Origin of the sequence: Cupriavidus campinensis, assembly GCF_905397395.1 — a bacterium.
GTDB classification, from domain to species: Bacteria; Pseudomonadota; Gammaproteobacteria; order Burkholderiales; family Burkholderiaceae; genus Cupriavidus; species Cupriavidus campinensis.
In genome coordinates, this window is the sequence record NZ_CAJPVH010000047.1 from 1 (window position 1) to 21,574 (window position 21,574).

A 21,574-nucleotide genomic window follows, 5' to 3' on the forward strand; every position below is an offset into this window, starting at 1 on the left:
CTGGCCGGCCTGCCGGTGTCCATCAAGGATCTGTTCGATGTGCGCGGCCAGATGACGCGCGCCGGCTCGGTGGCGCTCGACGACACCGCCCCGGCCCAGGCCGATGCGCCCGCCGTGGCCCGCCTGCGCGCGGCTGGCGCGGTGCTGATCGGCCGGACCAATATGAGCGAGTTCGCGTTCTCGGGCCTGGGGCTGAACCCCCACTACGGCACGCCGCGCACCCCGTTCGACGCCGAGCGTATCGCCGGCGGCTCTACCTCGGGCGGCGCGGTCAGCGTGGCCGAGGATATGGCCGTGGCGGCGCTGGGCACCGATACGGGCGGCTCGATCCGCATTCCGTCGGCATTCTGCGGACTGACCGGCTTCAAGCCGACCGCGCGCCGCGTGCCGCTGTCCGGCGCGGTGCCGCTGTCCACCTCACTCGATTCGGCCGGCCCGCTGGCGCGCTCGGTGGCCTGCTGCGTGGCGGTGGACGCCGTGCTGAGCGGCGAGACGCTCGACACCCGGCCCGCCGACCTGTCCGGCTTGCGCCTCTACGTCACGCGTGACTTTGTGATGGATGGCGTGGAGGCCGAGGTGGCGCAGGCGTTCGAGGCCACGCTGTCGCGGCTGTCGGCCAAGGGTGCGCAAATCGTCACATTCGATTTCCCCGAACTGCGTCGCCTGCCCGAGATCAACGCCGGTGGCGGCCTGACCGCCGCCGAGTCGTGGACCTGGCACCGCGAGCTGCTGGCCAGGCAGGGCGACCGCTACGACCCGCGCGTGGCCCAGCGTATCCGTCGCGGCCAGCAACAAAGCGCCGCCGACTACATCACGCTGCTGGCCGAGCGCGCCGCCATGCAGGCACGCGCCGCCGAGCGCCTGCGCGATGCCGATGCCTGGCTGATGCCGACCGTGGCGGTGCGCCCGCCGCGCCTGGATGCGCTGACGCGTGACGAGGACTTCTTCGCCACGAACGGCCTGGTGCTGCGCAATCCGAGCGTGCTCAATTGGCTCGACGGCTGCGCGGCGTCCCTGCCGATGGGGCAGGGCATCGGCCTCGGCATCTGCGGCCTGCACGGGCATGACGCCCGCGTGCTGCAGGTGGCCGGCGCCATCGAGCAGGGCCTGGCGTAAGCCGGGCAGCAGCAAATCGGCCGGATTCCCACGGCCGCGGCCATGCGCTCCAGCACAACACAGCGCAAGCCAGAGGGCGCCGCCAATGTAGCGGCGCCCCGCCCACCACACCCAAGGAGTAGTCACCGATGTCTTCCGTGATGACCGGCGCCCCTGGCGCCCTGGAGAGCCTGCCGCCCGCGGAATTGGCTCAGCAACGCAACGAGGCGTACCGCAAGATCACCGTGCGCCTGATCCCATTCCTCGTATTCCTGTTCATCCTGGCCTGGATCGACCGCGTCAACGTGGGCTTCGCCAAGCTCCAGATGCTCCAGGACCTGCAGTTCAGCGAGGCCGTGTACGGCCTGGGCGCGGGGATTTTCTTCATCGGCTACTTCCTGTTCGAGGTGCCGAGCAACCTGCTGCTGGAGAAGATCGGCGCGCGCAAGACGCTGGCGCGCATCACCATTCTTTGGGGCCTGGCCTCGATGGCGATGATCTTCGTCAAGACGCCGGGGCAGTTCTACGCGCTGCGCTTCCTGCTGGGGATTTTCGAGGCGGGCTTCTTCCCGGGCGTGGTGCTGTACCTGACCTACTGGTTCCCGGCTGACCGCCGCGCCCGCATCAACGGCCTGTTCATGACCTCGTTTGCGATTGCCGGCGTGATCGGCGGCCCGCTGGCCGGCTTCATCATGAGCGCGATGGACGGCGTGGACGGCCTGGCCAACTGGCAGTGGCTGTTCGTGATCGAGGGGATTCCGTCGGTGCTGGCCGGTGTGGCGGTGCTGATGTTCCTGCCCGAGAAGCCGGTCAACGCCAAGTGGCTGACGGCCACCGAGCAGACGCTGGTGACACGCGAGGTGGAGGCCGAGGCGCGTGACCCGGCCAAGCATTCAGCGCTCAAGGACGCCTTCTCCAATTCGCGGGTCTGGATTTGCGCGGCGATCTACTTCTGCGTGGTGAGCGGCAACGCCACCATCGCGTTCTGGTCCCCGTCGATCATCAAGGAACTGGGCGTCAAGGGCAACCTGCAGATCGGGCTGATCTCGGCGATTCCGTTCGTGGCCGGCACCATCGCCATGGTGCTCAACGGCATCCACTCGGACCGCTCGGGCGAACGCCGGATGCACTGCGCGATGGCCACGCTGCTGGCGGCGGTGGGCCTGACGCTGACCGGCATGTGGCTGCACAGCGCCACGCTGGCGCTGGTGGCGCTAACCATCGCCTCCGTCGGCATCCTGGCCGCCTTCCCGGTGTTCTGGTCGCTGCCGTCGGCCTTCCTGGCCGGCACGGCGGCGGCGGGCGGTATCGCGCTGATCAACTCCATCGGCAACCTGGCCGGCTTCGTGGCGCCGTACATGATCGGCTGGTTCAAGACCAACACGGGCCAGCTGTCGTCGGGCCTGTATTTCGTGGCGGCGCTGGAAGCCTGCGCCACGGTGCTGGTGCTGGCTTTCATCCGCACCCGCCGCTAGGCCCCAACCGGGGCCGGATGGGGCGCAGGCCGGGGCAGGGGGCTGGATTCCCGCTTCGGCTTGCGCTACAATCCGCAGCCTTGTCGACCGTTGGAAGAAGTTACGCCAGCGGCACGGCCGGCATCCGACGGCAGATCATGAAAGGCGGGCAGTTCCAGCCGCCTTTTTTGCTTTGTCGAGGATGCGCAGCGCCAACCGACAACACGCGGCCGCCCGCCAGGGCAACCGCCGCAAGGACCGCGAGGGTGGCGAAATTGGTAGACGCACCAGGTTTAGGTCCTGACGCCAGCAATGGTGTAGGGGTTCGAGTCCCCTCCCTCGCACCAAAGTCCTTTTTCGTTGCGTCGCCGCAACGATTTCACTCCCCACCATTCAATACCCCTTCATGCCGATAGCCCTTATTCTATAAGGCGTGGCGGGTATCAACCCGGGTTTACGCTACACCCCCTCCCTGACCCTATTTGCCACTATCCGTTCGCTGGGCTCTCCCATTTTTCTCCCACGGTCCTCCCACGAACTCATGGCATCCATTCTCAAGACGGCAACCGGTTGGCGCGTACAGCTCACAGTAAAGGGCGCTCGGGACAGCCGCATGTTCGACACCAAGGCGCAAGCTCAGGAATGGGCGGTGAAGCGCGAGGCCGAGATGCGATCCATCGACGGCGGCATGGGGAGCAAGACCCACACGGTGGGCGACGTGCTCGACCAGTACCAAAAGACGGTCAGCCCGACCAAGCGCGGCGAGCGGTGGGAGAAGTTGCGGCTTGAGCTGATTGGAAAGAAGATGGTCGAGGGGAAGCCGTTCCGCGACATCCGGCTGGCCGACCTGAAGCCTCACCACATTGCCGCGTGGCGCGACGCGCGCGCTCGAGACACCGTCCCGGGATCTGGGGCGAAGATTTCCGGGTCGTCTGTATCCCGCGAAATGTCCCTGCTGTCTCATGCACTGGAGGTCGCCCGTAAGGAATGGGGCTGGCTGATCGCCGATCCGATGAAGGAGGTGCGCCGGCCGCCGGACAACCCGCCGCGCGACCGGCTCATCTCGGACAAGGAGATCGAGAAGATCACCCTGGCTCTCGGGTATCAGGAAGGGATGCCGGTGGTCCTGCCGTCGCAGCGGGTCGCTGTGGCATTCCTGCTGGCGATCGAGACGGCCATGCGCTCGGGGGAGATGCTGGGCTTGACCAGCAACACGGTGGACTTCGAGGCGCAGGTTGCCCACTTGCCCCTGACCAAGAACGGCGGCGCGCGGGACGTGCCGCTCTCCATGCGCGCGCTCGAGCTGTTGCGGATGCTGCCGAAGGTGGAAGAGGGCAAGCCGCTGTTCGCGCTCTCGGCTGCCAGCCGGGACGCGCTGTTCCGCAAGGCAAAAGAAAAGGCCGGCATTGCCGACCTGACCTTCCACGACACCCGCCATGAGGCGATCACCCGCCTGGCGAAGAAGCTACAGCCACTGGATTTGGCCCGGATGACCGGGCACACCAACCTCCAGGAGTTGCTGACCTACTACAACGAGTCCGCGCGGGACATTGCGCGCCGGCTCGGCTAGTCCGTCTTTCTCGGCCGGCCCGCCGGCTGCTCGCGGTACGACTCAGCCCAGGCGATGACCTCGGCCGCCTTCCAGCGAGGGAGGGCCTTCGCCAGCTCGTCCTTGCCCGACTGCACCGAAGGGATGCGAATCGGCTTCGGGAACCCGGGCAGAGTCACCACCCGCTCCCGCACCACCTTGGGCGAGCGGACCAGGTATTCGGCGATGCGCTCCACGTCCCACAGGGTAACGCTCACGGGCAGCGCTGGCCGCACGTGATTGGCCACGGCCACTGCAATGCGTTCGATCAGGTCTGCTTCACTCATGGTGATGCTCCAGTTTCTGGCTGTTGTTTCGATAATTCGTGCTGCTGCTTCGGTCATACCTTCCTGAACTCCACCACCCACACCCACGGATTCGCCTCCCACGCGCCGGCGCCGTTGATGCGGTCCCACAGGTCCGCGTAGACCGCGCGCGGGTCATGGTCGGCGAGGCCGGCGTACTGCTCGCCTGGGCTGACGACGTAGCGACCACTGGCAGGCAGGATGTGCAAGCCTTCGGCGACTGCGTCCGCGTCGCTGCACTCATTCAGCCGCTCGACGCGCACGCCGGTGATTTCCAGCACGAGGCGGCTATCCTCTCGCCGCATATGGATGGACGGGTGCCAGCGGTCTTGAATCGGCGCATCAGGATGTGTAGCGCGGTAGTACAGGTCTGGCGCGTATGCATCGCCGCCATAGCCGTGCGTCTCGCGCACCCACAGGCGGTCGCCGGCCTGGCCGTAGGGGCATGCCCGGTTTGCCGGGTCGGCAACATACTCCGGCGTGAAGTTGTCCGACTGCAGCCAATCCAGCGCCCAGCCTTTGACCGGCCGCCGCGTCTGCGTCTTCCGGCCGTCCAGGATGGCGCGCACCATGGCGCCGGAGAAGAGGATGGGGCGTTCTTTGGTCATGCTAGGATGCCTCCAGAATAACGACCGGTCATGGCCTCATGGACGCAACCACGCAAGCCTTCGTCACTGCCGTAGTGGCGCGCACGATTGTCGAGAACTGGGTTTACTGGATGCTGATGTTCTCGGTCTCTTTTCTCGCTGTCTTCCTCGGTGGGTACGTGCGTAAGCGGGCTGAAAATCTGGCGACGCGCGATGACTTCGAAGAGTTGAAGCGGCAGGTGCGCGAAACCACAAAGCTCACAGAAGAAGTGAAGCGTGAAATAGGGCACGCCGAATGGAAACTTCGCGAAGTCAATGCAATCAAGCGTGAGAAGCTCGAAGAATTGGTTCGCCATCTCGCCACTCTTGACACCTCCCTCAGGAGATACGTCAAGAAGGTCGCCGCAGGAAAAGACGCCGACGTAGATTCCGAGGGCCTCGACATCCTCAAGGCTATGGTGTCGCTCTATTTCCCCGAAATGGAAGAGGCGATGATCGATTATGCTGAGAGCTGCCGCGACATGATCCTTTGGGCAATGACCAGACGAGATCAAGTCAGAGCGACGGAGCGAGAAGGAGGGGATGCTGGTCGGTTGGCACTGGTACATCAGGCCACCGTAGATGGTTCGATTCAACATTTGAAAGAGAATTTCCGCTTGAAGGGCGAATTGGAACGAACCGCATGGACTTTGATGCAGACGCTTCTCGCAATGCCCGCGCGTGCACCTGATTCCGCTCATTGAGGATCCTCCGCCTGCTGGACCACCGACAAAGCCACCGCCACCGGCCTCACCCAAACGGGTGTAGCCGACAACATGAACGTCTCGCCAGTCTCGGCCAGAAGCAGGGTGGTACCCATCACCTCGGCAATCGCGCGCGCGGCGTCAGGCGGCACGGCGTTGCCGATGCGCTCGCGCCAGGCCTGATCACTCAGCCCGTCCAGCTCCAGATATTCCTCCGGTTCGATCAGCGATTGCAGCGCGGCCAGCTCCAGCGTGGTGAAGGGCCGGTGCCACGTGCCATCCAGCGCGCGGATGACCGCCACCAGCTTGTCATTCGGCGCCGGCATGCGCGGATCTGCCACCGACCACCGGCCGTTGTCGTGGCCGGCGGCCGCTGACACGGCGCCGCTCGACTGGTCCCATGCGACCACGCCATAGTGGCCGCCGGTCAGGTATGCGTCGCCGCGCTCCCGCCGCATGCTGGTGCGCGGATCCGCAACGGCGAAGGCGCCCTGGCCGGTGGTGCTGCCGCTGATGACCGTGCCAGTGGGGGCGTCGAAGGACGTCACGGCATACTTGCCAAAGGTCGGTCCGGCGCGCCGTGGATCCTGAACGCACTGGCCGGTGCCGTGCGCGCTCGTGACAGCGCCAGCGGCCTGGTCCCATGGAACGATGCGGAATTCGTTGTTGTGCTTGGCCGGGCCGGCGTGGCGCGGGTCGGCCACGCTGAACGTGCCTTGGCCGGGATTCGTCCCGGCCGTGATGGCGCCGGAGGCCTCACCCCAGTGCAGCACGCCGTACTGCTGATACTGCGCCGCGCCGGCCGCATGACGCGGATCCGCCACGGAGAATGCGCCATTGCTGGGGAGCGACTCACCGGCGACGGCGCCGACATGCTCTTCCCAGTCCAGGACGCCCAGATAGCCGTTGCGCCGCTCGGGGATGATCAGGTAGTCCCGCAGGTGGCCATTGTCGACGGCCAGCTTGTTCAGACTGCGCCAGTCGCTGCCGGCTTCCACGAACGCCAGCCGCACCCACGTCTTCCACTGTAGGGACGGCACACGGTGCATCGGCCCGCCGGTGGCGTCGCCCGGCTGCGGCATCCGTCCGAGCACGGTGCCGACGCCCTGCAGGCGCCGCAGCTCGGGCTCGTACAGGAAAGCGGGCACCTTTTCCATGTGGCGCGCCACCAGGAGGAAGCGTTTCCGGCTTTGGGCCAGCCCGCCCAGCTCGCCGCAGTCGTGCGTCGTCTCGTTCACCGCGTAGCCGTAGTGCCGCAGGATCTGGGCAATCTGGTCGAGCAGGTGCCGGCCGCGCGTGGCCAGGCGCGGCACGTTCTCGAACACGATCAACTCGACCGGGTCATCCTTCCACGCTTCGCACATCAGCCAGACGCAGCGCAGCGTCAACTCGTTCAGCGCCTGATACTTCGGCGTGCGACTCAGCGTCTCCGACAGCAGGCCGGACGCGCCCTTGCACGGGCTGCTGATGAAAACGCAGTGGGGCCGCTCGTGGCCGGCGGCGCGCACGATATCGTTCGGCGTGGCCTCGCGCCAGCCGGCGGGCGGCTCGGCGCCGTGGAATGCGGTGTACTGCTCGCGGGTGAACAGATCCATGACCGTGCAGGGCACGCCCACGAGCGTCTCGAAGTCGCGCGCGGCGGCGGGGTCGACATCGATGCCGCCGATGCAGCGCCAAGTGGCAACCATGTTGCCCACTTGGGAGGCGGCCTTCTTGAAGCCCTTGGCGCCGCCGCCCAGGCCGCAGCAGAAGCCGAAGGTTCGGTATTCGCGGCGGATCATGCGCGCACCTCGCCGTGTGCGTGGGTGGCCGCCTGCAGTTCTTCAATGCTCTGCCGCGCGCGCTCGCGCCAGCCGGCGCCGTGTTGGAGGGCAAGCTGGATCAGCCAGTGCAACACGTATGCCTGCTCTTCCTCGCAGCGCTTCGGGATGTCGGTGCCGGCGGCGCGCAGGGCATGCGCGATCGGCGTGGTGGTGTAGAGCATCAGGCCGAGCACTTCGAGCAACGCATCGGTCGGCTCGGTCCGGTAGGGGAGCGTGCCCGGCGCAATCTCCGCGGGATTTGCGGCGATTGGCGGCGTATTCGCATCGGCTGCGGCGGGCGGGGTGGCTTGAGCGATAGCGTGCTCGGCCCAGCGCACTGCCTTGGTGAAAGATTTCAGGTTGCACGGGCAATACGGGTTGCTGGTGCTGAAGGTACGGTGCCATCCCTGCTCGATTGCATCGGCACTCAGCTGCACCACGGCCGCGGCGTTGTTATTCTCAATGCTCATGTCATGCTCGCTGTAGGGTGGGCGGACAGGCGACATTCCCAACCAGGAGAAGGCGTCGCGCGCTGTTTAAGGACTCGGCGTTGTCCCGCCGCCGTCCGCCCGTTGATCGTCAGTCCACCGATTCCTGCGCGTCCTCGTCGACGCCGAGGCTCATGTGCACTTCCTGGCCGAGCAGCGCCAGCAGCTTCGCGGACGTCTTCTCGTCCGGGTGCGCCTGTACGCGGAAGGTCACGAAGACCGTGCCGCCCTCCTGGAGGTCGAAGGCCAGCTTGTTGATCTTCGCGTCGCCAAGCACGATGTCGTCCTGCTTGCGCACGCCGTTATGGATGGCCAGGCGCTGGTGGTCCCAGTCGCCCGCCCACTTCACTGGGCCGATGCTCGGGTGCTTCAGGTTGGGCAGGTAGCCGGCGTCGGTCACCAGGTCGCCCTGCACGGACTCGTCCTTGTGATAGAAGCTCTGCTTCAGCATGGGCGAGAACAGGGACAGCACGTCGTTCGACATGCGCGCCTGCAGCTTCAGGTCGACGGCCAGCACTGCTTCGTCGCCGTGCTTCTCGTTGCGCGCGTTGATGTGGTTGATCTTGACCAGTTCGGTGTCGAGTTCGAGCATTCGGTGGCTCCGGTGGTGGATGGGTATCAGGCTGCGGAGAAATCCATTTCGCAGATCCAGCCGATAACCTGTTCCTCGGTGGCCTCGAAATGGCTGACCAGCGCTGCGATGATCTGCGCGTCGGTCGGACGGGTTGGCACAGTGGGGCGGCGCGCCTGTGCCTGGCGGGCTACGGGTGCGGGGCGCGTGGCCGGAGCGGGTGCCGCTGCAGGGGCGGGCGCTGCGGCAGTCGCGGGCCGCTCTTCGCGCTCTATGGCATCTTGCGCTGCCTTCTCGGCCACCACCTTGGCAGCGGCGTCGCGCTCGGCCTTGGCCTGTTCCTCGCGGCGGATGCGGTCGCGCGTCGCTTCTTCCTCGCGCTGCTTGTCCAACTTGTGCTTCTCGATTCGGTTGGAGACGACCAGCTTGATGTCGTCGAGCTGGCGCGTGCAGAGCCCTTGCCGGTCGGCAAACAGGAACTCGAAGTCCTTGATCGCATCGTCCAGATAGGCGATGTTGTCGCGGATACGCTTCGCCGCGGCGTCGGCATCGATCTTCGAGTTCGCCAGCAGCGTGTCCACCGCATCCTGGATGCTTGCGACCGAGCGTTTGCCCTTCGCCGCGCCGGCGAAGTCGGGCATGCCCATCTGGACAAAGGCGCCGCCGGTTTCATCCTTGAGCGCCTGGACGTGCGCCGCAAACGCGTCACGGCCGCCCTTGATGATCGCTTCCTTGACTTCCACCTTGCGACGCGTCACCAGCTTGTCCAGGTCAAGCCGCACGCGGCGGGCCTCGGCGCTGATGTCGTCGATCGTGCGGAACAGCTCGTCGATGCTGGCGGTCTGCGACAGCGCGTGCTGCTTGGCGGCGGCCAGCCGATCCTCGACCATGCCGCACCACTTCACCGTCTTCTCAGCATCGGCGAAGTCCTGGTCGGTCTGGAGGTCCCTATTGATGCCGCCGAACACTGCGAGGGCATGCTCGCGGTACTCGCGCAGGTTGCTGGCCGTCACCTGGCCGGTGACCTCGACGAACAGCGCCGGCAGCGTCTCGGGTGTGCGGCCTTCAGGCTTGGCCTCAATCTCGCTCGGCTCGTAGTCTTCGACGTCCCGATCGAACTGCTTCCAGCCGGCCATGATGCGATTGAACCAATTCGGATCGGGTTCGACATCGGTCCAAACGAAGCGCTCGCGCGTGCCGTCCGACACCACGAAGCGCACGCGCTCGGCGCCGGTCACCATGAGGATCTGCTGGCACTGCGGCATGTGGCTGTCCGGGACGTTGCCGTTCTCCACGGCCAGCGCCAGTTCCTCGTTCCACTGCTTGTGCTCGAAAGCGATGTCGCCCGCCATGGTCAAGCCGTCGCACGACGCCGATTCCTTGCCCAGCGAGCAGGTGACCGGATACAGCTCTTCGCCCAGGTCTTCTTCGACCAGCGGGCGGGCCAATGCCTCAAGTTCGTGGCCACGGTCAAGGATGCGCTCCTGCACGAAGCTGCTGAACTCCTTCGGCATGGCCGTCTTCTTGAGATGCAGAAGCTCATTGCGTTTCATGTTCGACGACAGGCCGAGCATGGCGGCCGCCTCACTGGCGCCGTGGTATCGGAAGCGGAAGGCTTCCCACTCGGGGGAGCCCTGCACCAGGTTGTGAACGATGTAATCAGTCATTCTCGTGGCTCCACGAATCGATGGTGTTCTTCTGCGCGTCGGTCAGGGGCGCGCCCTTGGACTCGATGAAGGCGATCATCTGGGCGACGGTCTTCTTCTTCGACCTGACGATGTCGCGCCACGCCGCCTTATTTGCGTCGAAGCGCTCCTGCGGGTAGGTGGCCTTGGTCTCCGGCTGACGCTGCTGCTGCCGGCCCGGATCGGCGGGCTCGCGCGGCTTGCCGCCGTTGCCGTCGTCGTCATCGTTCTGCTCCGACAGGCCGGTGATGGCTTTCAGCGTGTACCGCTCCAGGTAGGACTTGGTGCTGGCCCGTGCCTGAATCTGGTTCTTGGCGCCGCCGGTGTCGGGCGGGCCGCCCATCGAGACGCTTTCCTCGTGGCCGGCTACGTGGCGCAGGTAGCACGTCACCTCGAGCCAGTCCTTCTCGTCCTTGGTGAGCCGCCACGACGACGACAGGCCGTGCCTGGACAGTGCGGGCGTCACGGCGTTGACCACCTCGTGCAGCTCGGCGTACGACTTGCCCTTCAGCGGACCGTCGGTGACCTGCTTGTTCTTGAGGATGGTGACCGCCTCAGCCTTGAACGCGGCGAAGGCGGCGTCGAACGCCTTCTTCGCTTCCTTGGCCTCCCAGCGGTCCTGCAACTGCATCAGACGCTCGAGGCGGTCGAGATCGGCATTGCTTTCCACCGCGATGCGCAGCAGGTCGGCGGGCGTGGTGGCGGCCAGCGCGCCGGTGGGGCGATTGGCCAGCAGTGCCGCGGCGCGCGGCGTGGGTCCGGTTTCGACGTCGATGACGTCTGCGACAGCGGTAGACATGACGTGGTGTCTCCTGGCGGAATTGAGAGTTAGAAGCCGGCGCGGATGGCGACGGTCAGATACCAGATGACGCCGGCGGCCAGGCCGAAGCCGATGGCGCGGGCCCACTGCCGGCCGCGCGAGCACTTCGCCACGGCCAGCAGCTTGTTGGATGCGGGGTCGTAGTTCATGCCAGCAACCAGGTGATGAACTCGACCAGGGCGTAGCCGACCGCCAAGCAAAAGAGGTTGTTGAGCCAGCGGTTGTTGCGTTCCTGGTCATGCATTGCCGATCTCCTGCGGCACGCGGGCCAGCACGGCGCGGGCCTTTTCGTCGGCCTCGCGTAGGGCGCCGATCAGCGCCTGCCTGTCTTGCGCAAAGCGCACGGCATCCATGTAGTCGCGCAGGGCGTCCAATGCCTCACGCATCAGGTTCTCGTGGCGGCACGCGCGAGCAATTGCCGTTTCCTGAGCGCCGGTCATGGCGACACCATCAGGCTGATAGCCGAGACGGCCAGCACGGCGAGCGGCGGCGCGACGCAGAAGAGCAGGGCGGTGAGGAAGAAGTCGCGGCTCACGATTGCTCTCCGCTGGCTTTGGTGAGGGCGGCACGGGCCAGTTTTGCCTCGTCTGAGTAGGGCCACAGCGCGGCGGCGGCTACTTCCAACGCCTGGACGCACTCGGCTAGGTGACCGTGCTTTGCCTTAACCGCCTTGACCAGTGCGCGGTTCCGCTTCTCTTCGTGAAGCAACTTGCTCCACAGCCACTGGCGCTCATGGTCGTACTTGATGACCTTCTCGTAGTCGCGGTACGGATACACGCAACCGGAGTAGGTGGCACGCAATTCGGCGAGTGCGGCGGGATCGATGCAGGTTCCACCGAAAAACACGTAGCACTTTCTCAGTGACTCCACATCCCCATGGGCGACAGACACGCTGCCGTTCAAGTGCCCGTTCCACCAGTGGTCCTTGATCGTCTCCACCGTGCCATCCTTCATCTGCAACTCGAACTCGCGGCCGGCAAAGGCTTTGAAGCCAGTGCTGGCTCGCGAGTAGTACAAGACGTCGCGGAATGGACCATCAGACCCGATGAAGCCTTTGCCGTCACGCTCGTAGGTCAGCTTCAGGCGGCGATTCAGAACCAGAGCCTCGCCCTTGTTCATCTCCACCACGGCCACAACCTTCAGGTCGGTTTGCTCGCTCATGCCGCCCTCACCACGCGTTGCGCCGAGTGCGCTGCGGCCTGGGCGTTGCCCAACAGCAGCTGCGCGTACAGCAGCACCTCGGTCTTGTCGATCGTGCCCCAGACCACGCGCCGTTCGGACGAGGCGATGTACTTGGAGAGCAGGGTGGCGGCGTTCGGGCTGCGCGCCAGCTCGGCGAGGTATGCCCGCTCGTCGCGCGTGCCGTAGGCGTTGTCGGTGGTATTCATGGCTGCCACGTGATCTGGTGAATGACGTTGAGGATTCCGCGATGTCCCACGCCGTACTCCCGGGCGAGGGCACGCGACCCATTTGCTCGGTCGCCCGGGATATACCGACTGCGGATCTCGGCAACCTGCTGCGCGGTGAGCTTGGAAGCCTTGTTCTGTTCGCCCTTCAGTGGCCTGGATCGGCCGCGTTCCGCCATGTCTCGCATGTTGTCCGCGTGCGTACCCAGCTCCAGGTGCTCCGGGTTCACGCAAGCGGGGTTGTCGCAGCGGTGCCGGACATGCATGCCTTTGATGTCGTCCAGTTGCAGGCCGTGTGCCTGGACGTAGGCGAGCCGGTGCGCCTTGTGATGACGACCTTTGATCGTCAGCTGGCCGTAGCCCCGGCACTTGCTTTTCGTCCATTCGATGCATGGCGTGTCCATGTCGATGCTCCCGGCTCAATCAACCGCGTAATACCGAAGTACACACACCCACTCGTCGCCATCGAGGCGAACGGCCTGAACGGCTGGGGAGCGGTACTGGTCAACGGAGATGGCCCGGGCGCTCGCTGCACGCACGACGGTGTCACGGTCAGCGCCCCGGAACTCGATCTCGGTCAGGCGGCTGCCGCGCGGCTGGCGCAGGAGGCGCTCGCGCACGCCAGCGGGCGATGGGCGGGCGGCCGGTGTGGGAAACGGCCAGGGGGTGCGTTGGACGGAGGTCATTGGTCGGACCTCGCGCCAACGTGGACGCAGGCCCAGCCCAAGAAGGCGCAGGCCAGTCCAGCCACGAAGAAGATGATGAGAGCGGTTGCCACGTTGGCCTCCATCGGTGGGTTGATGGAGTCATTAAACACTACGTTTAAACAAACGTCAAACAGAATGTTTAATCGAGGGCGAAAAAATTGCCCGCTCGGTGGCGGGCATGGTTCCCAGAGGGGCGGGGTCGCCGCCTGTCAGCTGTTCGAGCCGCATCCCTCAGCAATGGCGATCCACTTCTGGTCGACGGGCGTGGACTCGTAGACGCGGAGATGCGTGGTCCCGTTGTTGGTTCCCGTGAATACGAAGGCCGTGCCGGTGCCGAGGTCGTGATTCCAGGTGACCATCGCCTCTTTCTTGGCTGCGTCGTGGAGCAGGTCGATTCGAACTATCGTGGTGGCCTTCGCCTGGCGTGCCTTCGTGCATTCGGCGGCGGCTAGGTAGTTGCCCGGAAGGTCAGCTGAGTATGCGGGGGCCTTCTGGTCGAGGTCGCCAAGGGAAACGCAACCGCTCAATGCCAGGCTCAGCGCCCCAAGTGAGGGGATCATCCAACGCATGAAGTTCTCTCCAATTTGGGCTGCTCTCACAGCCTCGTCTTGATCTTGCGTGCCGGCACAGGGTGGGCGACGTAGTACATCCACGTAACAGCCTCAGGATCGAAGGTGAAGACCTCCGCATCGTTGTAGCTTCCCAGCCGGATGCCTTGGCGCCTGGACAGCAGGCGCTTGATCATGGTCTCGCCAGTATTCAGCCTCACCAGGACGTCATCCTCCAGTTCAGGCTCGGTGCCCGGCTCCACCAGCGCGAATTCGCCCGGGTTGAACCGAGGGATCATCGACAAGCCCACCACGGGCGTCAGAAACGCCTGGGGGTCGGCGCTTGCGACCTCCGCGTACTGTTGCGTTGCTCCCACAGGATAGTCTCCGTCCGTCCAGATCCGATCAGGGAGGCCGCCTTGCGCGCGACCTACCACCGGGATCGCTCGGTATTTTGCTACGTCCGCCTGGTATGTCAGCGGCGTCGGTTCGACCTCTGCCTTCTTCCTCGGCTTGGGTTCTTTGGCTGGGACGGGCCGCGGTCGGGGGTCGTCGAAGACCGCAGCCTTCGGCAAGCCTTTGCCCATCACCAGCCACACGGCGCTGAAGCCGAATGAGTCCTGTATCCCCACCGCCTGCTCGAGCGGCATCGTCCTGATGTCGCCTGAAAGCCATTGGCTGACCGTCTCTGGCGGTACTCCAGCTGCCTTGGCGAGGGCTTTCGGAAGGATTCCCGGCTCTTCGAGCACCACCTTTATCCGCTCGGCCAGACCATTGTCCATCTCGTTGGCGGCCTTGATGGTTGCATCGTAGGTCATGGACCCCCGGCCGGTCTGGAGCCAGGTCGCGCTGCACCCGAGGTGCTTCTGCGCCTCGATCATCCCCGGGCGCGACATGCCCCGCCGCTCCCAGTTGTTGATCGTCTGCTGGGATTGGTGGAGCGCCCGCGCGACGTCCGTGGGCGTCTCGAGGTTCTTCAGGGTGCGTGCGGCCTCGTAGAGGCGGACCATCGTTTCGTGCATGCGCGGGATGGTCTCACAAGTAAACGCTTCGTTGATAAACACGGCGTTTGCCTTTTCGTTAAACGTAGTGTTTAATGTGGTCATGGAACCCGACGCCTCTATTGCTATGGACCGTGAACTCATTGATCGCCTTGGCGGCCCCGCCAAGGTTGCCGAACTGCTTGGCTACGACAAGAAGGGCGGCGTCCAGCGCGTCCACAACTGGAAGGAGCGGGGCATTCCGTCTGCCGTCAAGGTGGCCCACCCGGACATCTTTCTGAATCCGCCGAAGTCCGATCAGCCGGCGGCAGCCTGAGGACACCCCCATGAAAAGAATGTACGCGCGCCTGGTGCTGTGGCTGATCCGGCCGGCGCTGGAGATGAGGGAACAGCGGCGCGCTGAAGCCGATGCAAAGGAATTCGTCGCGTTCCAAAGCCTGGCGCCTTGGTCAGGTGATCGCGCGACTGAGCCAATCTTGTTGGATGACCCGGAAGCGCAATCCCGCCTCATAGAGAGGGCGGTGTTTCCTTTCCAGCGCCCTTTGGGTTGATGGAGTTGATCACCTTGTTTATCCACCGCGCCCGTTCGGCAGTGAAGGATTCGATCGCGCCGTCGGTGGTGTTGCCGAACAAGCCTTCGTTGATGGCTTGTTCCGTGGCCGCGTTGTAGACCGCGAGCAACCGCAGCTTGTCCGGATGGGTCTCGACCAAGGCCGCGACCATGTACTGAAGGGCAGTTAGTTCGTTGCGGTTGATGCTGGACGTTTCCATGCGTACCCCTTTCGTGGGTGGTTGAGAAGGTGAGATGTCTTGATTGTTCCATGACTGTGGGTACGCACCCCAAAAAGTGAAGAAGGCGTCGTTAATCGACGCCTTCATTTGGCCCCCCGGCCAACTGTGGAAGCAACTGTGGAATCGATTGAATTTTCCAATCAGGAGAAGAAGAAATGCGGGTAGCCGAACAGCCGGAAACCGGCGCCGGTACTGGGTCTCAAGGCTTTTTCATCAACGGCAAGGGGCGGTTTCTGCCCGACGCTGAGATCGCAACGTGCAGCACCTACCGCGACGCCTGCGCGCTGGCGTGGGAACGCCGCACCCAGGCGGGGCTGACGCTCCAGGCGCTGGCGGCCCTGGCCGATCTCTACCCGTCGCATGTCAGCGACTACTTCCAGCGCGATGCCCTGAACGCCAAGGGCAACCCGCGCCGCTCCCTGCCGGCCGAGAAGATCGCCGACGTCGAGCGCGTGCTGGGTAACCGGATTCTCAGCCAGTACCTCATGCACCGCGGGGCCCTGACCATCATGGAAGCGGTGCTGGCGGCGAGGGGTGCATGAATTACCTGGAAGCGATCGAAGTGGCCAAGAAGGCGATGGAAGACGCGGTGGAGCAGGGCGGGGGAGACGACATCCGCATGACCAAGGCACTGGCCGACGCCATGCAGGACCCGCGCATCGCGCAGGCGTTCGAGACGGTGGGCCTTCACGACCTGCTGGCCGAGCAGAACACGCAGCACTGAGGACGCACATGGAAGCACAGCAGGCATTGAGAGCCCAGCGCGCTTGGATCGACGAGCTGCTGCACCGGATCACCACCGCCGAGTCGCGTGGCGCCCGCCTGCATCTGTGCGCCGAGGCGAAGCGCGAGATCGACGCGCTTCAGGCCATGCTGAAACAGGTGGTGCCGGGGACGCAGCAATGAATTACTACGAGCGCCACATTGGCGACTACATCCGCGACACGGTCGGGCTGAGCATGCTGGAAGACGGCGCGTACAGCCGCCTCCTGGACCAGCTTTACCAGACCGAGAAGCCGTTGCCGCTGGACCGCAAAGAGGTCTACCGAATGGCCCGCGCCACCAGCCCGGCGGAGCGCAAGGCGGTGGACTACGTGGTGGGCAAGTTCTTCGAGAAGGGCGATGACGGCTTCATCCAGAAGCGGGCCATGGAGATCCTGGCCGAGTACTGGGACCGCCCCGAGCAGCCCGAGAAGAAGAACTCGAAGGAAGGTAACCGGGAGCGCCAGCGCAAGTCACGCGAACGGCGCAAGGCGATGTTCGAGGTGCTGGCCGGTCATGGCATCGTGCCGCGTTACGACACGCCGATGCGTGAACTCGAAGCCATGTTGTCACGTGTGACGTCACAACCTGTCACACCTGAAAACTGTGACATGTCACAACCGGTCACGGAATCGGTCATGGCACCTGTCATGGGTAACCACTCCCCACCTCCCACTAACCACTACCCAGATAACACCCTAACCACTGCTGACGCAGTGGTCGTCGACAGCGACACCGCTGCCGATCTCGTCCTCGAACCGGACACGGGGAAACCCCGGAAGCCCGGGAGGCCAGACTGCCCGCATCAGGCCATCGTAGCCCTGTACCACGAGCTGCTGCCGATGTGCCCAAGCATTCGCGACTGGACGCCTGCACGCGCTCAAGCCCTGCGGGCCCGGTGGAACGAAGATCCGAAGCGCCAGACGCTGGACTACTGGCGCAAGCTGTTCGCGTACATCGCCGAATCGGATTTCCTGACGGGCCGCACGCGGCCACAGCCAGGCCGCAAGCCGTTCGTCGCATCGCTTGAGTGGATCGTGAAGGCGGAAAACTTCACGAAAATCCGCGAGGAGCGCTACCACGAGCAGGTGACCGCATGACCGCCTCAATCCTCTTCCGGTCGTCGCGTCAGCAGATCCTGGATGTCCGCTCGGCCGTTTCGCATCGTTTGGATGTGACGGCCCCAGTCTCGCGCCGCTTCCTCAGTCTCAAAAAGGCCAACCACGGTGTAGTGCGGCGGCGCCAGGCCGTCGCTCAGTGCTGCCAGGTTGCGCTGCAGCATGTCGAACGACGGCTCCACGCTCACCGCGAAGCGGGAAGGGGATTGGTAGTCGCTTATTGCCACCACCCACGAATCATCCAGGAGATTGCTCATGCTTGAGGGGCGCGTAATTTGGTTGAGTGACGCGGATTTTATCCCGGCGCGCATCGATGACGAGACACTGCCGGTCCAGTTCCGGCTAAAGCCCGAAGCCTTCGACGCCTCGCTGTCCGCCCATGTCGTTCTCTGGCGCGGCGAGGTCGTGAAGAACGTGGTCGGCCCGGCCAGCCAACGCCGATGAACGCGCCAGACGACTTCCCGCAGGCCCGGGCGCTGTTCAGCGTCGAGGCGGAACAGGCGGTGCTGGGCGGCCTGCTGCTCGACAACGACGCCGTCGACCGCATCAACGGTCTGGACGTCGCGCATTTCTACCGCGACGACCACCGTGTGATCTACGGGGCAATCGTCCGGCTCGTCTCGGCGAACAAGCCGGCGGACGTGCTGACCGTGTTCGAGCAGTTGCAGGTCGAGGGGCGGGCGGAGCGCATTGGCGGCCTGCCGTACCTGAGCGCCGTGGCCCAGAACACGCCGAGCGCCGCGAACATCGGGCGCTACGCCGAGATCGTGCGCGACCGCGCGCTGCTGCGCGAGACGGCGGTGGCCGCGCGCAAGGTGCTCGAGCTGGTCGAGACGCCCAGCGCGATGAAGGGCAGCGAGATCGTGGACAAGGCCCAGGGGCTGCTGGCGCACCTGGCGCAGGTCGGTGTCAGCCGTGGCCCGAAGATGCTCTACGACCTGATGAACGAGTTCGTCGAGCGCGTTGACGAGCGCTACCACGGGAGCGTGACGGCCGGCATCTCCACCGGGCTCGAATCGCTCGACGCGGCGCTGAACGGCGGGTTCCACCCGGGCAACCTGGTGATCGTTGCTGGCCGCCCGTCCATGGGCAAAACGGCGCTGACGACCGACATGGGCCTGAACATGGCCGACGCTGGTCTGAGCGTGCTGCTCGATTCGATGGAGATGTCCGATCAGGAGCTGGTGGCCCGGGCTGCGGCGAACCGCGGCGGCATCGGCCTGTCGGCTCTGCTGAGCGGCCGGCTGGGTGACACCGACTGGCCGCGGCTGACGTACGCCATCCAGACCATGAACGACATGCGGTTTGCCATCGATGACACGCCGGCCATGTCGTTGCTGGAGGTGCGTACGAAGGCCAAGGCCCACAAGCGCAAGCATGGGCTGGACGTGCTGATCGTCGACTACCTCGGGCTGATGACCGGCGGCGAGGAAAAGATGCGCACCCAGCAGATCGGCGCCTACTCGCGTGGCCTGAAGGCGCTGGCCAAGGAACTGAACGTGCCGGTGATCGCGCTGGCGCAACTGAGCCGGAAGAACGAGGACCGGCCGGACAAGAAGCCGATCCTGTCCGATCTGCGCGACTCGGGCGATATCGAGCAGGACGCAGACGTCGTGCTGTTTGTGCACCGGCCGGAGATGTACGACCCGGGCAACGAAGCGCTGCGGGGCTACGCCGAGGTGCTGATCCGCAAGAACCGTAACGGCGCGCTGAGCGACGTGCCGCTGCTCTATCGCGGCGCCCTGACCAAGTTCGAGGAATGGACCGGCCCGCTGCCGATGCTCAGCCATGGCCCGGCCGTCCGCAAGCGCGGCATCGCCGCCGACCTGTGAGGAAACCCATGACCGACTTCTTCGCCACCGTGACGGCCCAGGACCGACCGGCCACTTCCGATTTTCCGACCTCAAATGAGGCGCCGACAGTGGGCGGACCGCTCTGCAACGCCAACATCCTGGCCATCGACATCGGCACCACCACTGGCTGGGCGCTGGGCATGCGAGACGGGGCGCTGCACAGCGGCAGCGAGTCCTTTGCGCCGAAGCGCAACGACGGGCCCGGGCAGCGGTGGCTGAAGTTCGCGGCTTTCCTCGGCGAGCGCGCGCGCCAGGCGGGCGAGATCCAGGCGATCTACTACGAGCTGGTGCTGCGCCACACCGCCGTCCAGGCGGCACACGTCTACGGCGGCTTCGAGGCGCACCTGCAAGCATGGGCGGACCGCAACCGCGTGCGGCTTGTCGGCGTGCCGGTGCCGGTGATCAAGAAGTCGGCCACGGGCAAGGGCAACGCCAACAAGGACGCCATGGTCGCGGCCATGCGCGGGCGCGGCCACCGCGTCGTCGACGACAACCACGCAGACGCCCTGGCGCTGCTCGAGTACGCACGGAAGCAGGAGGCATGATGGACAAGAACTGGAACGGCTACTGCACCTACTGTGGCGGCTTCGGCCACCGCGCATCGAGCTGCCGGCGCTGGAAGGGCGTTCGGCTGGCGAGGCCGGGGATCTGACGCCATGGCGCTGTACCGCGAGTTCGTCCTGAAGTCGCCGGGCATCTGGCCCACGGTGCTGGCCTTCATCAAGGCCAACGCCACCGCCTGCGCGGAGAAGGGCACGCCCATCCGGCTGATAGTCACCGCCGACGAGCGCCGGCGCACCAACGAGTCGAACCGCTACTACTGGGGCGTGGTGCTGCGCGACATCGCCGAGCAGGCGTGGGTGGACGGGCGCCAGTACGACAAGGACACCTGGCACGAGTACTTCGCGGACCTGTACGGGGTGAAGACGGAGAAGCAGTTGCCCGACGGCCGGCTCCTGCTGGTGCGCAAGTCCACGTCCGACTACTCGGTCGGCGAGTTCAGCGATTACCTGACCCTGGTGCAGGCTCACGCGGCGAATGACTTCGGTGTGTCGTTCGATGGAGTGCTCGCATGACGCTGCCACGAATCACGCAGTTCGGCCCGCGGCTCAAACGGGCGCGACTGGAAAAGGGGTGGAGCGTTCGGGGGCTGGCTGAGCTGACCGGTGTCGATTTCCGGACCATCTACCTGTACGAGGACGAGGCCAGATCGCCCAACATCGAGGCCGCGGTGCGGTTGGCCCAGACGCTGGACTGCTCGCTGGACTGGCTGTGCGGGTTGGACGAACCGGCCGCCGTACAACCGCTACGTTGTAAAGCGGAAATACAACCTATCGGGTGTGAGGTCGACGCATGACGTTGCCGGCCTACATGTACCGGGACCCCGCCGAGGTCTACGAACAGAACGAGGCGCGCAGCTGCAAAGGCTGCCAGTGGGAGAGGGCGGCCCGGCTGATGGGCACCACGCACACGGTCTGCACGAAGCTGCTGCCGGGCGGAAAACGAAGAAATCACGGCAAGCGTTGCCAGTCTTACGGGGAAATGAAATGACCGACAAACCGCTGTTCGCAGACGTCTCGCACGCGCTGCACGTTTCCTACCTGGTGCTGTCCTTGCCGCCGCGCCAGAAGGCACCGTTCCGCAATATGCTGATCCAGCTGCTGGAGGCACTTGATCAGCCGACACTGGCACAAGAGCGCTGGCTCACGGAACTCCGCGGCGAGGTTTCGGAAAGAGGCTATGGCGGAAGCCTTTCAATGGACGAATACCGGGCGCAGTGCGCCATGATCACGGACGCGGTGAGGACTCGACTGCCCAGTCCAGAGTATGCGGCGGTGCTGGCGCGCTTCGGCCACGGTCCCGAGAAGCTGGCAGGGTGCAAGCGCCTGGCGGCTTACGCGCGCCGCTCCAGTGGTCTCACGGCGCTAACCCTGTTGCTGGACCTGACCGCTCGGCACTACCTGCCCAAGCAGCAGCGGCAGGACCTGACCTTCCGCGCGCTGGCCGACAAGCATGGCGGATCGCCGGCAACGCTGTTCCGTGCCGCCCGTTGGATGGACCAGAACTTTCGGAAGCTGGAGGTGCTGGCGATCGAGCGGCTGGAGCCGTCATTCATCGCCCATGGCATCGTCCCAGACCGTGCAACGTGCGATTCGGCGCAATCTGTTACTGCGTAAGGATTGGCGGGCTTTCGGACCTTGCTTTGTTGAAACAAATGCGCTAAATTCGCCTCATGCTACGGCAAGCCC

The 21,574-nt window shown here is 65.1% G+C and carries 34 protein-coding genes and 1 tRNA gene; 18 read left to right on the plus strand and 17 right to left on the minus strand.

Features of this window, described 5'->3' with window-relative positions; all coding sequences use genetic code 11:
- From KHO18_RS21380 to KHO18_RS21395, 4 genes are all read left to right on the plus strand, one after another.
- The coding region (locus tag KHO18_RS21380; RefSeq protein ID WP_211943822.1) for an amidase at window positions 1–1,116 on the plus strand (1,116 nt) is incomplete at its 5' end.
- Between the two features lie 128 nt (window positions 1,117–1,244).
- Complete coding sequence (locus KHO18_RS21385) at window positions 1,245–2,570, plus strand: MFS transporter (RefSeq protein WP_144195680.1); 1,326 nt, start codon at window positions 1,245–1,247, stop codon at window positions 2,568–2,570.
- Window positions 2,571–2,809: 239 nt separating this feature from the next.
- Window positions 2,810–2,896 (plus strand) — tRNA-Leu (locus KHO18_RS21390).
- Window positions 2,897–3,162: 266 nt separating this feature from the next.
- Complete coding sequence (locus tag KHO18_RS21395) at window positions 3,163–4,119, plus strand: tyrosine-type recombinase/integrase (protein WP_244844976.1); 957 nt, start codon at window positions 3,163–3,165, stop codon at window positions 4,117–4,119.
- Here KHO18_RS21395 and KHO18_RS21400 read toward each other — a convergent pair.
- Both KHO18_RS21400 and KHO18_RS21405 read right to left on the minus strand, forming a co-directional pair.
- Window positions 4,116–4,481: a hypothetical protein gene (locus KHO18_RS21400; protein ID WP_244844978.1), complete on the minus strand. Its 366-nt coding sequence runs from the start codon at window positions 4,479–4,481 to the stop codon at window positions 4,116–4,118. The two genes, KHO18_RS21395 and KHO18_RS21400, sit on opposite strands and share 4 nt — an antisense overlap.
- On the minus strand, window positions 4,478–5,050 hold the full coding sequence (locus KHO18_RS21405; RefSeq protein WP_211943824.1) for an ASCH domain-containing protein: 573 nt from the start codon (window positions 5,048–5,050) through the stop codon (window positions 4,478–4,480). The genes KHO18_RS21400 and KHO18_RS21405 overlap by 4 nt, the downstream gene beginning before the upstream one ends.
- Window positions 5,051–5,088: 38 nt before the next feature.
- On the opposite strand from KHO18_RS21405, the gene KHO18_RS21410 reads away from it, so the two are divergent.
- On the plus strand, window positions 5,089–5,772 hold the full coding sequence (locus KHO18_RS21410) for a hypothetical protein (RefSeq protein WP_211943825.1): 684 nt from the start codon (window positions 5,089–5,091) through the stop codon (window positions 5,770–5,772).
- On the opposite strand, the gene KHO18_RS21415 is transcribed toward KHO18_RS21410, so the two are convergent.
- The 13 genes from KHO18_RS21415 to KHO18_RS21475 form a co-directional block, all read right to left on the minus strand.
- Window positions 5,766–7,553 carry a DNA cytosine methyltransferase gene (locus tag KHO18_RS21415; protein WP_211943826.1) on the minus strand — a complete coding sequence of 596 codons (1,788 nt, stop codon included), beginning with the start codon at window positions 7,551–7,553 and terminating at the stop codon, window positions 5,766–5,768. The genes KHO18_RS21410 and KHO18_RS21415 overlap by 7 nt on opposite strands.
- A complete protein-coding gene (locus KHO18_RS21420; RefSeq protein WP_211943827.1) occupies window positions 7,550–8,044 on the minus strand; it encodes a hypothetical protein in 495 nt (164 codons plus the stop codon). Before KHO18_RS21420 ends, KHO18_RS21415 begins: the two co-directional genes overlap by 4 nt.
- A 109-nt stretch (window positions 8,045–8,153) precedes the next feature.
- A complete protein-coding gene (locus KHO18_RS21425; protein ID WP_211943828.1) occupies window positions 8,154–8,654 on the minus strand; it encodes a hypothetical protein in 501 nt (166 codons plus the stop codon).
- 26 nt (window positions 8,655–8,680) lie between these two features.
- On the minus strand, window positions 8,681–10,300 hold the full coding sequence (locus KHO18_RS21430) for a YqaJ viral recombinase family protein (protein WP_211943829.1): 1,620 nt from the start codon (window positions 10,298–10,300) through the stop codon (window positions 8,681–8,683).
- Window positions 10,293–11,117, minus strand: a complete 825-nt coding sequence (locus KHO18_RS21435; protein WP_211943830.1) for an ERF family protein — start codon at window positions 11,115–11,117, stop codon at window positions 10,293–10,295. The genes KHO18_RS21430 and KHO18_RS21435 overlap by 8 nt, the downstream gene beginning before the upstream one ends.
- Window positions 11,118–11,146: 29 nt before the next feature.
- Window positions 11,147–11,287, minus strand: coding sequence for a hypothetical protein (locus KHO18_RS21440; RefSeq protein ID WP_211943831.1), 141 nt, complete (start codon window positions 11,285–11,287; stop codon window positions 11,147–11,149).
- A gap of 87 nt (window positions 11,288–11,374) precedes the next feature.
- Window positions 11,375–11,524, minus strand: a complete 150-nt coding sequence (locus KHO18_RS21445) for a hypothetical protein (protein ID WP_211943832.1) — start codon at window positions 11,522–11,524, stop codon at window positions 11,375–11,377.
- 145 nt (window positions 11,525–11,669) lie between these two features.
- Window positions 11,670–12,299, minus strand: coding sequence for a hypothetical protein (locus KHO18_RS21450; protein ID WP_211943833.1), 630 nt, complete (start codon window positions 12,297–12,299; stop codon window positions 11,670–11,672).
- Window positions 12,296–12,526: a hypothetical protein gene (locus KHO18_RS21455; protein ID WP_211943834.1), complete on the minus strand. Its 231-nt coding sequence runs from the start codon at window positions 12,524–12,526 to the stop codon at window positions 12,296–12,298. Before KHO18_RS21455 ends, KHO18_RS21450 begins: the two co-directional genes overlap by 4 nt.
- The gene (locus KHO18_RS21460) at window positions 12,523–12,948 is read right to left on the minus strand and encodes an HNH endonuclease signature motif containing protein (protein WP_211943835.1); all 426 of its coding nucleotides are present in this window, start codon (window positions 12,946–12,948) and stop codon (window positions 12,523–12,525) included. Before KHO18_RS21460 ends, KHO18_RS21455 begins: the two co-directional genes overlap by 4 nt.
- A gap of 15 nt (window positions 12,949–12,963) precedes the next feature.
- On the minus strand, window positions 12,964–13,230 hold the full coding sequence (locus KHO18_RS21465; protein ID WP_211943836.1) for a hypothetical protein: 267 nt from the start codon (window positions 13,228–13,230) through the stop codon (window positions 12,964–12,966).
- A 230-nt stretch (window positions 13,231–13,460) separates the two neighbouring features.
- The gene (locus KHO18_RS21470) at window positions 13,461–13,820 is read right to left on the minus strand and encodes a hypothetical protein (RefSeq protein WP_211943837.1); all 360 of its coding nucleotides are present in this window, start codon (window positions 13,818–13,820) and stop codon (window positions 13,461–13,463) included.
- A gap of 26 nt (window positions 13,821–13,846) precedes the next feature.
- Complete coding sequence (locus KHO18_RS21475) at window positions 13,847–14,905, minus strand: S24 family peptidase (RefSeq protein WP_211943838.1); 1,059 nt, start codon at window positions 14,903–14,905, stop codon at window positions 13,847–13,849.
- Here KHO18_RS21475 and KHO18_RS21480 point away from each other — a divergent pair.
- Both KHO18_RS21480 and KHO18_RS21485 read left to right on the plus strand, forming a co-directional pair.
- Window positions 14,904–15,116 (plus strand): hypothetical protein, encoded by a 213-nt coding sequence (locus tag KHO18_RS21480; protein WP_211943839.1) that lies wholly within the window; start codon window positions 14,904–14,906, stop codon window positions 15,114–15,116. The two genes, KHO18_RS21475 and KHO18_RS21480, sit on opposite strands and share 2 nt — an antisense overlap.
- A gap of 10 nt (window positions 15,117–15,126) precedes the next feature.
- Window positions 15,127–15,351, plus strand: coding sequence for a hypothetical protein (locus tag KHO18_RS21485; protein WP_211943840.1), 225 nt, complete (start codon window positions 15,127–15,129; stop codon window positions 15,349–15,351).
- On the opposite strand, the gene KHO18_RS21490 is transcribed toward KHO18_RS21485, so the two are convergent.
- Window positions 15,308–15,571, minus strand: a complete 264-nt coding sequence (locus tag KHO18_RS21490; protein ID WP_211943841.1) for a hypothetical protein — start codon at window positions 15,569–15,571, stop codon at window positions 15,308–15,310. The genes KHO18_RS21485 and KHO18_RS21490 overlap by 44 nt on opposite strands.
- A 176-nt stretch (window positions 15,572–15,747) precedes the next feature.
- Here KHO18_RS21490 and KHO18_RS21495 point away from each other — a divergent pair, with 176 nt between their 5' ends.
- The 4 genes from KHO18_RS21495 to KHO18_RS28525 are packed head-to-tail and all read left to right on the plus strand — an operon-like array spanning window position 15,748 to window position 17,454.
- Window positions 15,748–16,134: an XRE family transcriptional regulator gene (locus tag KHO18_RS21495; protein WP_211943842.1), complete on the plus strand. Its 387-nt coding sequence runs from the start codon at window positions 15,748–15,750 to the stop codon at window positions 16,132–16,134.
- Complete coding sequence (locus KHO18_RS21500) at window positions 16,131–16,316, plus strand: hypothetical protein (protein ID WP_211943843.1); 186 nt, start codon at window positions 16,131–16,133, stop codon at window positions 16,314–16,316. The genes KHO18_RS21495 and KHO18_RS21500 overlap by 4 nt, the downstream gene beginning before the upstream one ends.
- An 8-nt stretch (window positions 16,317–16,324) precedes the next feature.
- On the plus strand, window positions 16,325–16,498 hold the full coding sequence (locus KHO18_RS21505; protein ID WP_211943844.1) for a hypothetical protein: 174 nt from the start codon (window positions 16,325–16,327) through the stop codon (window positions 16,496–16,498).
- Complete coding sequence (locus tag KHO18_RS28525; protein WP_244844980.1) at window positions 16,495–17,454, plus strand: YdaU family protein; 960 nt, start codon at window positions 16,495–16,497, stop codon at window positions 17,452–17,454. The genes KHO18_RS21505 and KHO18_RS28525 overlap by 4 nt, the downstream gene beginning before the upstream one ends.
- Before the next feature lie 5 nt (window positions 17,455–17,459).
- Here KHO18_RS28525 and KHO18_RS21515 read toward each other — a convergent pair whose 3' ends face one another.
- Window positions 17,460–17,729 (minus strand): hypothetical protein, encoded by a 270-nt coding sequence (locus tag KHO18_RS21515; RefSeq protein ID WP_211943845.1) that lies wholly within the window; start codon window positions 17,727–17,729, stop codon window positions 17,460–17,462.
- Between KHO18_RS21515 and KHO18_RS21520 the strand changes: the two genes are divergently transcribed.
- From KHO18_RS21520 to KHO18_RS21550, 7 genes are all read left to right on the plus strand, one after another.
- On the plus strand, window positions 17,728–17,916 hold the full coding sequence (locus KHO18_RS21520) for a hypothetical protein (protein WP_211943846.1): 189 nt from the start codon (window positions 17,728–17,730) through the stop codon (window positions 17,914–17,916). The two genes, KHO18_RS21515 and KHO18_RS21520, sit on opposite strands and share 2 nt — an antisense overlap.
- Window positions 17,913–19,304, plus strand: a complete 1,392-nt coding sequence (gene dnaB / locus KHO18_RS21525; RefSeq protein WP_211943847.1) for a replicative DNA helicase — start codon at window positions 17,913–17,915, stop codon at window positions 19,302–19,304. The genes KHO18_RS21520 and dnaB overlap by 4 nt, the downstream gene beginning before the upstream one ends.
- Before the next feature lie 8 nt (window positions 19,305–19,312).
- On the plus strand, window positions 19,313–19,870 hold the full coding sequence (locus KHO18_RS21530) for a hypothetical protein (protein ID WP_244844982.1): 558 nt from the start codon (window positions 19,313–19,315) through the stop codon (window positions 19,868–19,870).
- A gap of 111 nt (window positions 19,871–19,981) precedes the next feature.
- Entirely contained in the window at window positions 19,982–20,401 is a 420-nt protein-coding gene (locus tag KHO18_RS21535) for a recombination protein NinB (RefSeq protein ID WP_211943848.1), read from the plus strand.
- Complete coding sequence (locus KHO18_RS21540; protein WP_211943849.1) at window positions 20,398–20,682, plus strand: helix-turn-helix domain-containing protein; 285 nt, start codon at window positions 20,398–20,400, stop codon at window positions 20,680–20,682. The genes KHO18_RS21535 and KHO18_RS21540 overlap by 4 nt, the downstream gene beginning before the upstream one ends.
- The gene (locus KHO18_RS21545; protein WP_211943850.1) at window positions 20,679–20,876 is read left to right on the plus strand and encodes a hypothetical protein; all 198 of its coding nucleotides are present in this window, start codon (window positions 20,679–20,681) and stop codon (window positions 20,874–20,876) included. Before KHO18_RS21540 ends, KHO18_RS21545 begins: the two co-directional genes overlap by 4 nt.
- A complete protein-coding gene (locus KHO18_RS21550; RefSeq protein WP_211943851.1) occupies window positions 20,873–21,502 on the plus strand; it encodes a hypothetical protein in 630 nt (209 codons plus the stop codon). The genes KHO18_RS21545 and KHO18_RS21550 overlap by 4 nt, the downstream gene beginning before the upstream one ends.
- The last annotated feature ends 72 nt before the right edge of the window (window positions 21,503–21,574 follow it).

Bases quoted from the DNA above. Each gene is read 5' to 3' on its own strand.
- KHO18_RS21385 (WP_144195680.1), top strand. From the start codon at position 1,245: ATGTCTTCCGTGATGACCGGCGCCCCTGGCGCCCTGGAGAGCCTGCCG.
- KHO18_RS21395 (WP_244844976.1), top strand. From the start codon at position 3,163: ATGTTCGACACCAAGGCGCAAGCTCAGGAATGGGCGGTGAAGCGCGAG.
- KHO18_RS21400 (WP_244844978.1), bottom strand. From the start codon at position 4,481: ATGACCGAAGCAGCAGCACGAATTATCGAAACAACAGCCAGAAACTGG.
- KHO18_RS21405 (WP_211943824.1), bottom strand. From the start codon at position 5,050: ATGACCAAAGAACGCCCCATCCTCTTCTCCGGCGCCATGGTGCGCGCC.
- KHO18_RS21410 (WP_211943825.1), top strand. From the start codon at position 5,089: ATGGACGCAACCACGCAAGCCTTCGTCACTGCCGTAGTGGCGCGCACG.
- KHO18_RS21415 (WP_211943826.1), bottom strand. From the start codon at position 7,553: ATGATCCGCCGCGAATACCGAACCTTCGGCTTCTGCTGCGGCCTGGGC.
- KHO18_RS21420 (WP_211943827.1), bottom strand. From the start codon at position 8,044: ATGAGCATTGAGAATAACAACGCCGCGGCCGTGGTGCAGCTGAGTGCC.
- KHO18_RS21425 (WP_211943828.1), bottom strand. From the start codon at position 8,654: ATGCTCGAACTCGACACCGAACTGGTCAAGATCAACCACATCAACGCG.
- KHO18_RS21430 (WP_211943829.1), bottom strand. From the start codon at position 10,300: ATGACTGATTACATCGTTCACAACCTGGTGCAGGGCTCCCCCGAGTGG.
- KHO18_RS21435 (WP_211943830.1), bottom strand. From the start codon at position 11,117: ATGTCTACCGCTGTCGCAGACGTCATCGACGTCGAAACCGGACCCACG.
- KHO18_RS21440 (WP_211943831.1), bottom strand. From the start codon at position 11,287: ATGAACTACGACCCCGCATCCAACAAGCTGCTGGCCGTGGCGAAGTGC.
- KHO18_RS21445 (WP_211943832.1), bottom strand. From the start codon at position 11,524: ATGCGTGAGGCATTGGACGCCCTGCGCGACTACATGGATGCCGTGCGC.
- KHO18_RS21450 (WP_211943833.1), bottom strand. From the start codon at position 12,299: ATGAGCGAGCAAACCGACCTGAAGGTTGTGGCCGTGGTGGAGATGAAC.
- KHO18_RS21455 (WP_211943834.1), bottom strand. From the start codon at position 12,526: ATGAATACCACCGACAACGCCTACGGCACGCGCGACGAGCGGGCATAC.
- KHO18_RS21460 (WP_211943835.1), bottom strand. From the start codon at position 12,948: ATGGACACGCCATGCATCGAATGGACGAAAAGCAAGTGCCGGGGCTAC.
- KHO18_RS21465 (WP_211943836.1), bottom strand. From the start codon at position 13,230: ATGACCTCCGTCCAACGCACCCCCTGGCCGTTTCCCACACCGGCCGCC.
- KHO18_RS21470 (WP_211943837.1), bottom strand. From the start codon at position 13,820: ATGCGTTGGATGATCCCCTCACTTGGGGCGCTGAGCCTGGCATTGAGC.
- KHO18_RS21480 (WP_211943839.1), top strand. From the start codon at position 14,904: ATGGAACCCGACGCCTCTATTGCTATGGACCGTGAACTCATTGATCGC.
- KHO18_RS21475 (WP_211943838.1), bottom strand. From the start codon at position 14,905: ATGACCACATTAAACACTACGTTTAACGAAAAGGCAAACGCCGTGTTT.
- KHO18_RS21485 (WP_211943840.1), top strand. From the start codon at position 15,127: ATGAAAAGAATGTACGCGCGCCTGGTGCTGTGGCTGATCCGGCCGGCG.
- KHO18_RS21490 (WP_211943841.1), bottom strand. From the start codon at position 15,571: ATGGAAACGTCCAGCATCAACCGCAACGAACTAACTGCCCTTCAGTAC.
- KHO18_RS21495 (WP_211943842.1), top strand. From the start codon at position 15,748: ATGCGGGTAGCCGAACAGCCGGAAACCGGCGCCGGTACTGGGTCTCAA.
- KHO18_RS21500 (WP_211943843.1), top strand. From the start codon at position 16,131: ATGAATTACCTGGAAGCGATCGAAGTGGCCAAGAAGGCGATGGAAGAC.
- KHO18_RS21505 (WP_211943844.1), top strand. From the start codon at position 16,325: ATGGAAGCACAGCAGGCATTGAGAGCCCAGCGCGCTTGGATCGACGAG.
- KHO18_RS28525 (WP_244844980.1), top strand. From the start codon at position 16,495: ATGAATTACTACGAGCGCCACATTGGCGACTACATCCGCGACACGGTC.
- KHO18_RS21520 (WP_211943846.1), top strand. From the start codon at position 17,728: ATGCTTGAGGGGCGCGTAATTTGGTTGAGTGACGCGGATTTTATCCCG.
- KHO18_RS21515 (WP_211943845.1), bottom strand. From the start codon at position 17,729: ATGAGCAATCTCCTGGATGATTCGTGGGTGGTGGCAATAAGCGACTAC.
- dnaB (WP_211943847.1), top strand. From the start codon at position 17,913: ATGAACGCGCCAGACGACTTCCCGCAGGCCCGGGCGCTGTTCAGCGTC.
- KHO18_RS21530 (WP_244844982.1), top strand. From the start codon at position 19,313: ATGACCGACTTCTTCGCCACCGTGACGGCCCAGGACCGACCGGCCACT.
- KHO18_RS21535 (WP_211943848.1), top strand. From the start codon at position 19,982: ATGGCGCTGTACCGCGAGTTCGTCCTGAAGTCGCCGGGCATCTGGCCC.
- KHO18_RS21540 (WP_211943849.1), top strand. From the start codon at position 20,398: ATGACGCTGCCACGAATCACGCAGTTCGGCCCGCGGCTCAAACGGGCG.
- KHO18_RS21545 (WP_211943850.1), top strand. From the start codon at position 20,679: ATGACGTTGCCGGCCTACATGTACCGGGACCCCGCCGAGGTCTACGAA.
- KHO18_RS21550 (WP_211943851.1), top strand. From the start codon at position 20,873: ATGACCGACAAACCGCTGTTCGCAGACGTCTCGCACGCGCTGCACGTT.